The organism is Ensifer sp. 38_S197 (genome assembly GCF_056924495.1).
The window spans coordinates 1,786,530-1,798,728 of the sequence record NZ_JBXOVZ010000002.1 but is presented as its reverse complement, the minus strand read 5'-3'; the positions used below and the strand labels follow the sequence as shown (position 1 = coordinate 1,798,728).

Sequence of the window (12,199 nt, the reverse complement as noted above, 5' to 3'; positions counted from 1 at the left end):
CGCCCGTTTTCAGGAAAAGCGAAGGATCAGAGCTTGCTGTCGATGAGGGCCGACATAACGTCAACCGACATGTCCCCCGAATAGTGCTCACCATTGACGAAGAAGGTCGGCGTCGCCTTTACGCCAAAATCCTTTGCGCCCCGCTGCATGACAGAGTTCACATCATCCAGAAGTTTTTGGTTCGTCAAGCAGGCCTCGAAGCTCTCCTGTGTAAAACCGGCGAGTTTGGACATCTGCAGCAGCGCGTCACGGCCGTTCTGGGCCGCGGCCCACTGCTGCTGCTGCTTGAAGAGCATGGAGATCATCGGGAAATACTGGCCTTCCGGCGCACAACGCGCCAGCATGAAGGCAGCCGCCGCACGCGGATCGAACGGGAATTCGCGTACGATAAAGCGGACCTTGCCGCTGTCGATGTACTTCGTCTTGATCGCTTCGAACGTCTCGTTGTGGAAGGCCGCGCAATGCGGGCAGGTCATCGACATGTATTCGACGATCGTCACCGGCGCGTTAGCTTCGCCCAGCGCCATTTCCGGCAAAGCGCCCGGCTCGAGCAGCTTGGCCTGATCGACCGAACCTTCCGAGGAAGGAAGCTCGACCTTCGCGGGGGCGGCGGTCGACTGAGCGACTTCGGTGCCTGCCGCCGGCTTGGCTTCGGTGCTGGCCGCCGGCTTGGCTTCGGTGCTGGCCGGGGTCGCAGTCGTCGATCCGGTCGTGGTGGCGTCCGTTGCGGGCTTTGCCGCCGTCTCGGTCGGCGCGGTCGTCGAGGCCGTTTCCTTCTTTTCGTCGCTGCAGGCAGCAAGCACCAGGGCGACGGTTGCGATGGCGGCACCGCTGAGCAGGCGTTTCGTAAGGTTCATTGCGGAAGCGGACATGAATTTGACCCGTGTTCGGAGGGATTTATGCTGCGGATTCGATATCTTGCTGCGCGCAGGGCGGCAAGTGGCCGGGCGTCAACAGAATTCAAAGAATTGTGACCGGCTGATGGCCCTATCGCCGTCGCGGCGCCAGCACGGCCGTCCCAAGCCGCCGCAAGGCTGCCTTCAGTTCTTCGCTCTCGATGCCCTCGACCATCGCCTCCAGCCGGCGCGCGGGCTCGCCCGAAAGCGGCTTCGGCTTGCCGCGGTGTTTGAGCTGCGGCGAGACGGGCTTCTGAACGATGCGCAGTTGCCCGATGGCATAGAATCCGAAGAAGCCGTTGATGCGCTGGATCAGTTCTCCCTGGGCATGGGTCAGGAAGAGCGCACGCGCGCCTTCGCAGGCAACTGTCAGCACGCCCGGCTGGTAACCGCCCTCACCCGAGATTTCCGAGGCACGACGCGGCCAGGCGATCTTCTCCGGCCGCGTGCAATCGGCGAAGTCCTCGCCGGCGATTTCGTCCCAGGAGCCGAGCAGCATGGTGTTGATGCCTGCGCGCTTGGCAAGCACGGGGTCGATCAGGCCGTTGGCGACCTCGCTGATCTGGACGACACCCTTGCGGGGCTTCTGCTCACTCACGAAAGCGACTTTCTGTATGCAATGTCGATTGAGCCTTGATGCCGCGGCTCCGCTTCGCCAAGTATAGGCCGGAAAAAGAGCTCCCGGCAAATCATGCACGATCCGATACCGGCGGCCGACGCCGCACCCCTTCTTTTGGAATGGTACGACAGGCACCACCGCGACCTGCCCTGGCGGGTCTCGCCGCCTATGGCCAAGCGAGGGGTCGTCGCCGATCCCTATCACATCTGGCTGTCGGAGGTCATGCTGCAGCAGACGACCGTCCAGGCGGTAAAAGCCTATTTCGAGAAATTCCTGTCGCTGTGGCCGACCGTCGAGGACCTGGCGCGCGCCGACAATGAGGACGTGATGAAGGCCTGGGCCGGGCTTGGATACTATGCCCGCGCCCGTAACCTGAAGAAATGTGCCGAAGCCGTCGCGAACGACCACGGCGGCCGCTTTCCCGACACGGAGGAAGGACTGAAATCCCTTCCCGGCATCGGCGATTACACAGCCGCTGCAATCGCCGCGATCGCCTTCAACCGAAAGAGTGCGGTGCTCGACGGCAATGTCGAGCGGGTGATCTCGCGGCTCTATGCAATCGAAATGCCCCTGCCGGCAGCGAAGCCCGAGATGCGCGCCCGCGTCGCCGCCCTTACGCCCGATGACCGTCCGGGCGATTTCGCCCAGGCGATGATGGATCTCGGCGCGACGATCTGCACCCCGAAGCGGCCCGCCTGCTCGCTCTGTCCCTTCCGTTCGCACTGTCGGGCCCTCTCTGTTGCCGATCCCGAGACCTTTCCGCGCAAGGCGCAGAAGAAGGACAAACCGCTCCGGCGCGGCGCAGCCTTCGTCGCGATCGATGCCGACAATGCCGTCTATCTGCGCAAGCGGGTCGAGAGCGGCCTGCTCGGCGGCATGACCGAGGTGCCCGGCACCGGCTGGACGGCGCGACAGGACGGCGACACCTCGCTCGCCTCCCAACCCTTCGCCGCGCACTGGGAAGACTGCGGGACCATCAGCCACGTCTTCACACATTTCGAGTTGCGTCTCTCCGTCTACCGCGCCAATGTCGCGCGCGCCGGAACGGACGGCGACGGCTGGTGGGAACCGGTTCATTCGCTGAAGGCCCAGGCGCTGCCGACGGTCATGAAAAAGGCGATCGCCCAGGCGATCCCGCATGCCTTCAAGGCGGACCGCTAGAACGGGATATAGAGAAGGCGGGGTCCTCGCCCGCATCCCGGCCTAACTTCTGATCTAAAAGACCAAGTAAGGAATACGTCCATGAGCAGCATCGAGATCCGCCACATCGTCTTCGACATCGGCAAGGTGCTGATTCATTATGATCCCAATCTGCCGTTCAGCCGCATCATCCCCGACGAGGCGGAGCGGGAATGGTTCTTCGCCAATGTCTGCACCCATGACTGGAATATCGAGCAGGATCGCGGCCGCTCCTGGGAGGAGGCCGAAGCGCTTTTGATCAAGGATTTTCCCGATCGCGAAGTGCAGATCCGCGCCTTCCGCAAATATTGGCAGGAGATGGTGCCGCACGCCTATGTCGAGACGGTTTCGCTGCTGGAACGGCTGATCGCCGAGGGGCGCGACGTGACGATGCTGACCAACTTCGCCTCCGACACGTTCCGCGAGGCCCAGACCCTCTATCCCTTCCTGACCCTGCCGCGCGGCGTTACCGTTTCGGGCGACGTCAAGCTCATCAAGCCCGATATCGCCATCTACGAAACGCATGCGCGGACCTTCGGGCTGACCCCGTCAGCGACCCTCTTCATCGATGACAGCGTCGCAAATGTCGAAGCCGCGCGGCTCGCCGGCTGGCACGCGGTGCACTTCGTCGACCCCGAGAAATTGAAGGCCGACCTCGCTTCATACGGCATCCATCCCTGACGCAAGCCGTTTCGCCCGGTCGATGGAACGGCGGCCAAGCTACGGCGCGCCTTCAGCTTTCGGGCGAAACGACGCGCCACGCCAGCCAGCCGGCAAGCGCTGCGGCCGCCAGCCAGATGCACAGGATCGCGACCAGGCCGCCGCGGCTGGATGGGCGCTCCTCCAATGCCGTCGCCCGGTCCCGAAATTCGTGCATGAGCGCCGGCGGCACGAGGCGCACCGCCAGCAGGATGCCGAGCGGAACGATGAGCAAATCATCAAGGTAGCCGAGCACCGGTATGAAATCGGGAATCAGGTCGACCGGCGACAGCGCGTAGGCGGCGACGGCGCCGGCAACGAACTTCGCCGAAAGCGGCGTTCGAGGGTCGCGCGCGGCGAACCAGAGCGCGACGACGTCGCGTTTGATTTGACGCGCCCACTGCTTCGCGCGCTGGAGTCGATCGGGCGAGGTCATGCGGATGGCAACCCTTGTTCGGGTGAAGACTGGTTTCTCCGAACCCTATTTCCGGACGCAAGGATTGGCAATCAGGCGAAGCTTCCCAGCCTCTCGCGTCAACCGTTCCGGCCCGAAAACATACAAATGCCCGGAATCCCCTTTGAGGATTCCGGGCATTTAAAGCTCTCCTTCCGGGACTGAAGGTACAAAAACCGGTCGGAGCGCCTTTCGAAGGATCTGGCCGAACTGGTTGATCAGTTCAGTTTTGCCAGATCATTTCGAATGACGGTTCTGAGTTCGTCGATGGGCTTCAGGGTGTTCCCCTCTTCGAAGTGCCAGAATGTCCATCCATTGCATGCATCAAGCCCCTGGACCTTGGCGCCCAGGCGATGAATTGAGCCGGCCTCACCGCCGGAAGCGACCGTGCCGTCGGCGCGGACAATGGCGCTGTAGCGGCGCTTTGCGTCCGTGAGCACCGTGCCGGGCTTGATCAGCCCGCTTTCGATCAGCGTATTGAAGGCGACACGCGGCTCAGCCTTCTTGCCGGTCATGACCGACAGCATGGCCTTGCCGAGCGGTTCGACGGCATCGATGCGCGCCGATGCCGCGTCGATGTAATCCTGCTCGCGCTCGATGCCGACGAAGTGACGACCGAGACGCTTGGCGACGGCACCCGTCGTGCCGGAACCGAAGAAGGGATCGAGCACGACGTCGCCCGGCTTGGTCGAGGCCATGAGGATGCGGGCAAGCAGCGCTTCCGGCTTCTGGGTCGGATGCACCTTCTTGCCGTCCTCGTCCTTCAGCCGCTCGTGGCCGGAGCAGATCGGGAACAGCCAGTCGGAACGCATCTGCACGTCGTCATTGGCGGCCTTCATCGCATCGTAATTGAAGGTGTAGCCCTTGGCATTGGCGTTCGGCGTCGCCCAGATCAGCGTTTCATGGGCGTTCTGGAAACGGCGGCCCTTGAAGTTCGGCATCGGGTTGGTCTTGCGCCAGATGATGTCGTTGAGAATCCAGAAGTGCAGATCCTGCAGGATGGCGCCGACGCGGAAGATATTGTGGTAGGAACCGATGACCCAGAGAGTCCCGGTCGGCTTCAGCACGCGGCGGCAGGCGAGCAGCCATGCGCGGGTGAAGGCGTCATAGGCCTCGAAGGAGGCGAACTGGTCCCATTCGTCGTCGACGGCATCGACCACCGACTGATCGGGACGGGTCAGCATGCCACCGAGCTGGAGGTTGTAGGGAGGGTCGGCGAAAACGACGTCGACCGAATTGTCGGGAAGCGCATTGAGCGCCGCAACGCAGTCACCCTTGATGATGCTGTCGAGCCAACCCAGCGGGCGGGTGGAGCGGGAGACTTCGGCAAGCGAAACAACTGAAGACATGGACAACTCGCAAATACGCTTACTCGGAACGGACTATGGAGCTTATGGTTACCGAAGATGGTTACCAAAGCCTGAAGGCCGTTCCGAAAAAGTGCGTAGTCACGCCATGTTAGTGAGAACTTTTGCCGCGACGATTCATTTGGAGTCGTGAAAGGCGCGGCTGTCGGCCGGCGCTTCACGGCGCTCGTTCAACCCGTAATCGCGGATGACGGAAGCGATGCGCAGGCGATAGTCGGCAAAGACGCCGTGACGTCCCGCATCCTGGGCGGCGCGGTGTTCGGCGCCGTTCCGCCAGGCCTTCACCGCCTCCTCGTCGCGCCAGAAGGACAGGGACAGCACCTTGTCGGGATCAGCCAGGCTCTGGAACCGCTCGATCGAGATGAAACCATCGATGTCGTCAAGCAGAGGGCGCAGGTCGGTGGCAATGCCGAGATAGGTGTCGCGCTGCCCCGCGGCCGGCAGGACTTCGAAGATGACGGCAATCATGATTCACTTTCCTCCGATGGCCGCGGAAACGTTCTTCAGGAAAATGCGGTCTTCCTTCAGGATAAACCGTTCGCGGCGGGCGAAGGCATAATTTTCCCTGCCGAGCGGATCGGCTGCAAGTCTTGCCCGATAGGCCTCGTAGGCCGCAAGGCTCTCGACATTGTAGACGCCGTAGGCCGTCGTCGCCGACCCCTCATGCGGCCCGAAATAGCCGATGAGATCCGCACCGCAGCGCGGGATCGCCTCGCCCCAGTTGCGCGAATAGGTGGCGAACTCCTCCTTCTTGAAGGGATCGATTTCGTAGCGGATGAAGCAGGTGATCATCGTCGTCTCCTTGTGGCCTGGCCTGTTACCCGGCCTTCGATGGGACGACTATGCACGCTTGTCCGACATGGATGCTTCGACTACGATCGAAGTATGAAGGAAGGTCCTGACATCGCTCTTATCGGCTCCCTTATCGGCGACCCCGCACGCGCCAACATGCTGACGGCGCTGATGGGCGGTCGGGCGCTTACCGCGACCGAACTTGCCACCCATGCCGGGATCACGCTTCAGACCGCAAGCTCCCATCTTTCCAAACTCGAGACCGGTGGCCTGCTCAGCCAGCGCAAACAGGGGCGGCACCGCTACTTCCAGTTGGCCGAGGATGAAGTCGGCCTGATGCTCGAGAACCTTATGGGCTTCGCGGCAAGCCGCGGCATGAACCGCCACCGCCCCGGCCCGAAGGATCCGGCGCTGCGAAAAGCGCGCGTCTGCTACAACCACCTCGCCGGCGACTATGGCGTGCGCATGTATGACAGCCTGATCGCCGAGAAGCAGATCGAGATCAACGGCGACTACCTCGCATTGACGCCGGCTGGCCAAGGCCGGATCGAGGCATTGGGCATCGACTATTCGGCACTGAAGAAATCGCGCCGCCCGATCTGCCGCACCTGCCTGGACTGGAGCGAGCGTCGCTCGCATCTTGCCGGCTCGCTCGGCGAGGCGCTGCTGACGCTTTTCATCGACAAGGGCTGGGCGAAGCGCGAAGCAAACAGCCGCGCCGTCCGCTTTACCGCAAGCGGCGAGAAGGCGTTTTCGGAGCTGTTTCCGCAATAGGCGGCCGTAGCGCGGACGCGATCTCAGCCAACGATCGAGAAGGCTTCGCGGGTTTCGCCCGCAGCGGTCCTGACCGGCGTCTTGCCGATCCATCCCACGTGCCGCTCGAGGATCTTTGCCGCTTCGTCGCCACGGCCTTCGCGCAAGGCGGCAAGGATGGCGCGATGGTCATGATCCGTGCGCGCTTCCCAGCTCGTGCGCCAGGCGGAGAAGAGAAAACGGGCGCTCGCCGCATGCAGATCGTCGATGGCCGCGAGCAGCCGCGGCATGCCGCAGGGCTGCAGGATCAATCGGTGAAAGGCGCGGTTCGCCGCTTCCCAGGAGCGCACGTCCCGCGAGGTATCGGCGGCAACCGTCGCCGCTTCCGCCCGGTCAAGGATCGCCGGCGTCAGATGCGGGATGGCGTGGCGAAGGGCCAGAACCTCGAGAACCGCACGCATTTCGGCAACTTCCCTCACCTCCTTGAGATCGAAGGAGGCGACGCGAACGCCGCGGCGCGGTTCGCTGACGGCAAGCCCCTGGGCCTCCAGCCGCCGAAAGGCTTCGCGAACGGGAACATGGCTTGCGCCGAATTCCTCGGCGATATGATCCTGCCGCAAGCGCTCGCCAGGCATCAGGATGCCGGAGATGATCCTCTCGGCGAGAGCCCTGCTGATGCGACTTGCAAGCGTATCGTCCTGTTGCTTTTCCATCGTCTACAGATAGAGCCGCGAAACAATGCTGTCGAGCAAGCGGAGCAACGGTTTCGATGATTTCCAAAGGTTGAGCTTTCGGCCGCCTTCGTATAAAGCTCTGGCGTACGAAAGCCCCGCGCCGCGCAAGCTATCCTCCCCCTGCCTGTGGCGCCTTCTCCTCCCAGGGAACTGTTCCAAATGACCGGTATCGATCTCATCATTTTTGATTGCGACGGCGTTCTCGTCGATTCCGAAATCATCGCCTCGGAAGTGGAAGCCGCGCTGCTTACCGAAGCGGGCTACCCGATCAGCGTCGAAGAGATGGCCGAGCGCTTTGCCGGCATGACCTGGCACAACACGCTGCTGCAGATCGAGAAGGAAGCGAGCATCCCGCTTTCCGCATCGCTGATCGGCAAGGTGGACACCATTCTCGACGAGCGTCTGGAACGCGACGTCAAGATCATCGATGGCGTCAAGCCGATGCTGCTGCAGCTCACGCTGCCCCATTGCATCTGCTCGAATTCCACCTCGGCGCGGCTGGCGATGATGCTCGGCAAGGTCGGCATCAAGGACCACTTCGGCCCGCACATCTACTCAGCGCGCGACCTCGGACCCGATCGGGTCAAGCCGAAGCCGGATATCTTCCTGCACGGTGCCAAGCAGATGGGCGTCGACCCGTCGCGGGTGCTGGTCATCGAGGATTCGGTGCATGGCATCCACGGCGCCCGCGCCGCTGGCATGCGCGTCGTCGGCTTCACCGGCGGCTCCCACACCTTTCCGTCGCACGCCGACAAGCTGACGGAAGCGGGCGCCGAAACCGTGATCTCGCGGATGACGGCCCTTCCCGGCGTGATCGCAGCGCTTTCCGAATGGTCGGAGTCCATGACGGCCTAACGCCGAAAAGGCCACGTCCGGCCGCCACCCCTTTCGCCCCGGCTTTCGGCCGGAGCGGAAAAAAAGCCTTCGGCCACCACGGCAGGCGTCCGATTAGGCGCCGAGGGACACGATGACACATTGAAGTGGCGCCGCGTCCCTCCGAAAATCTCTATGGCGACCCACCTCCTGTCAGAGGCGCAACGGTCGCTGTAGCACCCTGAAATGCTGCATGTTTTCGTCCATTGACCGGTTACGGTTCAAGGACACGTACAGTAGGTTTTCGAAGCCGCGCACGAAGGCCATATCAAGCAAGCCCCATCAGGGGTATTTCTAGGAGGAAACACTATGCGTCTTTCAATGTTGACCGGCCTGACCCTGGCGGCCAGCGTCGCCTTCGGCCCGCTCGCCTTCGCCGATATCACCGTTGGCGTCATCACGCCGCTCACCGGCCCGGTCGCGGCCTATGGCGAGCAAGTGAAGAACGGGGCGGAAACGGCCGCCGAAGAGATCAACAAGGCTGGCGGCATCAACGGCGAAAAGATCGTTCTGAAGCTGCTCGACGACGCCGGTGACCCGAAGCAGGCCGTTTCGGTTGCCAACCAGGCGGCCGGCGAAGGCATCCACTACGTCGTCGGCCCGGTGCTCTCGGGCACCTCCATGGCGGCTTCCGACGTTCTCGCCGAAAACGGCATCCTGATGGTGACGCCGACGGCAACGACGCCCGACCTCACCACCCGTGGTCTCTGGAACGTGCTGCGCACCTGCGGCCGCGACGACCAGCAGGCCGAAGTCGCCGCTGCCTATGTGGTCAAGAACCTCAAGGACAAGAAGGTCGCCGTCCTGCACGACAAGGCTCCTTACGGCAAGGGCCTCGCTGACGGCTTCAAGAAGGCGATCAATGCAGGCGGCATCACCGAAGTCGTCTATGAAGGCCTGAATCCGGGCGACAAGGACTTCAGCGCCATCGTCACCCGCCTGAAGTCCGAGAACGTCGATGTCGTCTACTTCGGCGGTTACCATCCGGAAGGCGGCCTGCTCGCACGCCAGATGCACGACCAGGGCGTGAAGGCACAGATCTTCGGCGGTGACGGCCTGTCGAACACCGAGTTCTGGGCGATCGGCGGCGAAGCCGCGTCCGGCACGATCTACACCAACGCCAGTGACGCGACCCGCAATCCGGCATCGGCGCCGGCCGTCGAAGCGCTGAAGGCGAAGAACATTCCGGCCGAGGCCTTCACCCTCAACGCCTATGCCGCCGTGCAGGTGCTGAAGGCCGGCATCGAAAAGGCCGGCTCCGCCGAAGACGCGACTGCGGTTGCCACTGCGATCAAGTCCGGTGAAGCGATCGACACCGTGCTCGGCAAGCTGACCTATGGCGAAGCCGGCGACCTGACCTCGCAGGCTTTCTCGCTCTACAAGTGGGAAGGCGGCAAGAGCGTTCCGGCTGAGTAAGCTAGATGCGCGATGAGGAAAAGTGCGTGCGGTTTTCCGCGCGCTTCCCGCTCCAACGTTGAGAATCGATCACGTTGATGATTTTGGGTCGATCCGACCCAAAATCGAGATCTGAACGTGATGGAAATGAGAACGCCGGGGCAAGCCCCGGCGTTTTTTTTGTGCGGTGTGCGCCGCTGCTTACTTCTTCTTGCCCTTGGCCGGCGGCCCCTCGTCGAAGCCGACATAGACGGTGACGTTGGATCCGGCGCCGGCCGGCAGCGTCACGTTCGCCTTGGTGAAGACGAATTGTGCCGAGCCGGTCGAGGGAATTTCGACCGCTTGCTGCGTCAGCTCGGAGTAAAGCGTCTTGTCTTCGTCGGTCGCAGCGACACGGATCGGCATGGTGATCTTGCCGGGGCCACCCGCCGGGCCGCTGACGACGCGTCCCTGCGCCACCACGGTCATCGTCAATGCGCCTTCGCTCTGCACGCACTGGCGCGTGGTGTCGGCGAGCGAGGCCTGGTAGACGACCTTCGTCGGGTCGTTTTTGGCACCCTTGGCGTAGCTGGTGAACACCGACGTGCCATCCCGCAGGACGACCTGCGGGCACGCGGCCTGGACGACGGCTGGCGTCGGAGCGGTGGCGCTGCCGCCCGCATCGATCGCTCCGCCGGATTGCGTCTTGTTACAGCCGGCGAGAATCGCGAGAAAAGATATTGCGAGAACAGGCCGGGATACTTTGCCAAACACGTTGAACAACCTCTGCTGGACCGGTTGAAACTCCTTGACCGAAATCTCGGCCGGAAGACCTTTCATGGCCTTCGGGCATCGTCTATAGCAGCGACAAACTGAAAAATCGATCGGGTCGGCGTGTCCCTTCCGAATTTTCCGAAGCCTGATCTACAGTCGGAAATTGCGTCGGTGACAAGAATAGATGCAGACTTTGTCAAGGACTGACGCAATAAGACGGGCATGCCGCGGCGCCGTTTTCCTAGGGTCGCGGCAATCCTGGACGTGGGACGAAGGACAATCATGGTGAAGTATATCTCGACGCGCGGCGAAGCCGCTCCTCTCGGCTTCTGCGACGCGCTGCTTGCCGGTCTGGCGCGCGACGGCGGTCTCTATCTCCCCAAGGAATGGCCAAAGTTTTCCAAGAAGGAAATCCGGGGCTTGCGCGGCAAATCCTATCAGGAAATCGCGTTCACCGTGCTCGAACCCTTCACCAATGGCGAGATCCCCGCGGCCAAATTCCGCGAAATGATCGACGAAGCCTACGCCACCTTCCGCCATCCGGCGGTGGCACCGCTGGTGCAGACCGGACCGAACGCCTTCGTCATGGAACTCTTCCACGGCTCGACACTCGCCTTCAAGGACGTGGCGATGCAACTGCTTGCGCGGCTGATGGACTATGTGCTGGCCGAGCGCGGCGAGCGCGCCACGATCGTCGGCGCGACCTCGGGCGACACCGGGGGCGCCGCGATCGACGCCTTCGCCGGCCGAGAACGCACCGACATCTTCATCCTCTTCCCGCACGGCAAGGTTTCACCGGTGCAGCAGCGACAGATGACGACGTCGAAGGCATCGAACGTTCACGCCATCGCCGTCAAAGGCAACTTCGACGACTGCCAGAACCTCGTCAAAGGCATGTTCAACGACGCCGCCTTCCGTGACCGCGTCAAGCTTTCGGGCGTCAACTCGATCAACTGGGCGCGCATCATGGCCCAGATCGTCTACTACTTCACCACGGCGGTCGCACTCGGCGGGCCGGACCGCAAGATCTCCTTCACGGTCCCGACCGGCAATTTCGGCGACATCTTCGCCGGGTACGTCGCCAAGCGCATGGGCCTGCCGATCGACAAGCTGGTGATCGCCACCAACGAAAACGACATCCTTGCCCGCACGCTGAAGACGGGGCGCTACGAGATGCGCGACGTCAAGGCGACGACCGCGCCGTCGATGGATATCCAGATCTCGTCGAACTTCGAGCGGCTGCTGTTCGAGGCGAACGATCGCGACCCGGGCGAAGTGCGCTCGGCCATGGACGGCCTCAAGCAGTCCGGTTCCTTCACCATACGCGAAAAGGCGCTGAAGGCCATCCGCAAGGAGTTCCGCGCCGGCCGCGCCTCGGAGAAGGAGGTGGCCAAGACGATCGCCAAGACGCTGGAAAAAACCGGCTATCTGCTCGATCCGCACAGCGCCGTCGGCGTCTTTGTCGCCGCCAAGCACGAGAAGCCGTCCGCCCCCATGGTGACGCTCGCCACCGCCCATCCGGCGAAATTCCCGGACGCGGTAAAATCGGCCAGTGGTATTGACCCGGCGCTTCCGACGTGGCTTGCTGACCTGATGTACAGGGAGGAGCGTTTCGATATCCTGGATCCGGACCTGAAGAGCGTCGAGACCTTTATCGGCGAGCGCACCCGTCTCCGGGGGTAAGA

Annotated in this window: 14 protein-coding genes; 6 read left to right on the top strand and 8 right to left on the bottom strand. The window is 62.7% G+C overall.

Annotation, left to right across the window (positions count from 1 at the left end):
- Positions 1 to 26: 26 nt before the first annotated feature.
- Together AC1Z3V_RS21755 and AC1Z3V_RS21750 are read right to left on the bottom strand one after the other, a co-directional pair.
- Positions 27 to 872: a DsbA family protein gene (locus tag AC1Z3V_RS21755; RefSeq protein WP_483501639.1), complete on the bottom strand. Its 846-nt coding sequence runs from the start codon at positions 870 to 872 to the stop codon at positions 27 to 29.
- A gap of 115 nt (positions 873 to 987) precedes the next feature.
- Positions 988 to 1,494: a DUF721 domain-containing protein gene (locus tag AC1Z3V_RS21750; protein ID WP_173515854.1), complete on the bottom strand. Its 507-nt coding sequence runs from the start codon at positions 1,492 to 1,494 to the stop codon at positions 988 to 990.
- A gap of 93 nt (positions 1,495 to 1,587) precedes the next feature.
- Between AC1Z3V_RS21750 and mutY the strand changes: the two genes are divergently transcribed.
- A complete protein-coding gene (gene mutY, locus AC1Z3V_RS21745; RefSeq protein ID WP_483501637.1) occupies positions 1,588 to 2,676 on the top strand; it encodes an A/G-specific adenine glycosylase in 1,089 nt (362 codons plus the stop codon).
- Between the two features lie 81 nt (positions 2,677 to 2,757).
- The gene (locus AC1Z3V_RS21740; protein ID WP_429807828.1) at positions 2,758 to 3,375 is read left to right on the top strand and encodes an HAD family hydrolase; all 618 of its coding nucleotides are present in this window, start codon (positions 2,758 to 2,760) and stop codon (positions 3,373 to 3,375) included.
- A gap of 52 nt (positions 3,376 to 3,427) precedes the next feature.
- Here the strand turns inward: AC1Z3V_RS21740 and AC1Z3V_RS21735 are convergent, their stop codons facing one another.
- The 4 genes from AC1Z3V_RS21735 to AC1Z3V_RS21720 all read right to left on the bottom strand — a co-directional run bounded on the left by AC1Z3V_RS21735 (position 3,428) and on the right by AC1Z3V_RS21720 (position 6,006).
- A complete protein-coding gene (locus tag AC1Z3V_RS21735; RefSeq protein ID WP_429807825.1) occupies positions 3,428 to 3,829 on the bottom strand; it encodes a YkvA family protein in 402 nt (133 codons plus the stop codon).
- Between the two features lie 236 nt (positions 3,830 to 4,065).
- Positions 4,066 to 5,196 (bottom strand): site-specific DNA-methyltransferase, encoded by a 1,131-nt coding sequence (locus AC1Z3V_RS21730; RefSeq protein WP_429807822.1) that lies wholly within the window; start codon positions 5,194 to 5,196, stop codon positions 4,066 to 4,068.
- Positions 5,197 to 5,331: 135 nt separating this feature from the next.
- Positions 5,332 to 5,682 carry an antibiotic biosynthesis monooxygenase family protein gene (locus AC1Z3V_RS21725; RefSeq protein ID WP_483501635.1) on the bottom strand — a complete coding sequence of 117 codons (351 nt, stop codon included), beginning with the start codon at positions 5,680 to 5,682 and terminating at the stop codon, positions 5,332 to 5,334.
- Between the two features lie 3 nt (positions 5,683 to 5,685).
- Positions 5,686 to 6,006, bottom strand: coding sequence for an NIPSNAP family protein (locus AC1Z3V_RS21720; RefSeq protein ID WP_429807816.1), 321 nt, complete (start codon positions 6,004 to 6,006; stop codon positions 5,686 to 5,688).
- Between the two features lie 93 nt (positions 6,007 to 6,099).
- Here AC1Z3V_RS21720 and AC1Z3V_RS21715 point away from each other — a divergent pair, with 93 nt between their 5' ends.
- Positions 6,100 to 6,780, top strand: a complete 681-nt coding sequence (locus tag AC1Z3V_RS21715) for an ArsR/SmtB family transcription factor (protein ID WP_483501634.1) — start codon at positions 6,100 to 6,102, stop codon at positions 6,778 to 6,780.
- A gap of 23 nt (positions 6,781 to 6,803) precedes the next feature.
- Here the strand turns inward: AC1Z3V_RS21715 and AC1Z3V_RS21710 are convergent, their stop codons facing one another.
- Positions 6,804 to 7,472, bottom strand: coding sequence for a GntR family transcriptional regulator (locus AC1Z3V_RS21710; protein WP_057250651.1), 669 nt, complete (start codon positions 7,470 to 7,472; stop codon positions 6,804 to 6,806).
- Between the two features lie 180 nt (positions 7,473 to 7,652).
- Here AC1Z3V_RS21710 and AC1Z3V_RS21705 point away from each other — a divergent pair, with 180 nt between their 5' ends.
- Together AC1Z3V_RS21705 and AC1Z3V_RS21700 are read left to right on the top strand one after the other, a co-directional pair.
- Positions 7,653 to 8,348: an HAD family hydrolase gene (locus AC1Z3V_RS21705; protein WP_429807810.1), complete on the top strand. Its 696-nt coding sequence runs from the start codon at positions 7,653 to 7,655 to the stop codon at positions 8,346 to 8,348.
- Positions 8,349 to 8,675: 327 nt separating this feature from the next.
- The gene (locus AC1Z3V_RS21700; protein ID WP_483501631.1) at positions 8,676 to 9,782 is read left to right on the top strand and encodes an ABC transporter substrate-binding protein; all 1,107 of its coding nucleotides are present in this window, start codon (positions 8,676 to 8,678) and stop codon (positions 9,780 to 9,782) included.
- A 180-nt stretch (positions 9,783 to 9,962) separates the two neighbouring features.
- Here the strand turns inward: AC1Z3V_RS21700 and AC1Z3V_RS21695 are convergent, their stop codons facing one another.
- Complete coding sequence (locus AC1Z3V_RS21695; RefSeq protein WP_429808912.1) at positions 9,963 to 10,514, bottom strand: hypothetical protein; 552 nt, start codon at positions 10,512 to 10,514, stop codon at positions 9,963 to 9,965.
- Between the two features lie 282 nt (positions 10,515 to 10,796).
- On the opposite strand from AC1Z3V_RS21695, the gene thrC reads away from it, so the two are divergent.
- Complete coding sequence (thrC, locus tag AC1Z3V_RS21690) at positions 10,797 to 12,197, top strand: threonine synthase (protein ID WP_483501630.1); 1,401 nt, start codon at positions 10,797 to 10,799, stop codon at positions 12,195 to 12,197.
- Positions 12,198 to 12,199 lie beyond the last annotated feature (2 nt).

Bases quoted from the DNA above. Each gene is read 5' to 3' on its own strand.
- AC1Z3V_RS21755 (WP_483501639.1), bottom strand. From the start codon at position 872: ATGTCCGCTTCCGCAATGAACCTTACGAAACGCCTGCTCAGCGGTGCC.
- mutY (WP_483501637.1), top strand. From the start codon at position 1,588: ATGCACGATCCGATACCGGCGGCCGACGCCGCACCCCTTCTTTTGGAA.
- AC1Z3V_RS21740 (WP_429807828.1), top strand. From the start codon at position 2,758: ATGAGCAGCATCGAGATCCGCCACATCGTCTTCGACATCGGCAAGGTG.
- AC1Z3V_RS21735 (WP_429807825.1), bottom strand. From the start codon at position 3,829: ATGACCTCGCCCGATCGACTCCAGCGCGCGAAGCAGTGGGCGCGTCAA.
- AC1Z3V_RS21730 (WP_429807822.1), bottom strand. From the start codon at position 5,196: ATGTCTTCAGTTGTTTCGCTTGCCGAAGTCTCCCGCTCCACCCGCCCG.
- AC1Z3V_RS21725 (WP_483501635.1), bottom strand. From the start codon at position 5,682: ATGATTGCCGTCATCTTCGAAGTCCTGCCGGCCGCGGGGCAGCGCGAC.
- AC1Z3V_RS21720 (WP_429807816.1), bottom strand. From the start codon at position 6,006: ATGATCACCTGCTTCATCCGCTACGAAATCGATCCCTTCAAGAAGGAG.
- AC1Z3V_RS21715 (WP_483501634.1), top strand. From the start codon at position 6,100: ATGAAGGAAGGTCCTGACATCGCTCTTATCGGCTCCCTTATCGGCGAC.
- AC1Z3V_RS21710 (WP_057250651.1), bottom strand. From the start codon at position 7,472: ATGGAAAAGCAACAGGACGATACGCTTGCAAGTCGCATCAGCAGGGCT.
- AC1Z3V_RS21705 (WP_429807810.1), top strand. From the start codon at position 7,653: ATGACCGGTATCGATCTCATCATTTTTGATTGCGACGGCGTTCTCGTC.
- AC1Z3V_RS21700 (WP_483501631.1), top strand. From the start codon at position 8,676: ATGCGTCTTTCAATGTTGACCGGCCTGACCCTGGCGGCCAGCGTCGCC.
- thrC (WP_483501630.1), top strand. From the start codon at position 10,797: ATGGTGAAGTATATCTCGACGCGCGGCGAAGCCGCTCCTCTCGGCTTC.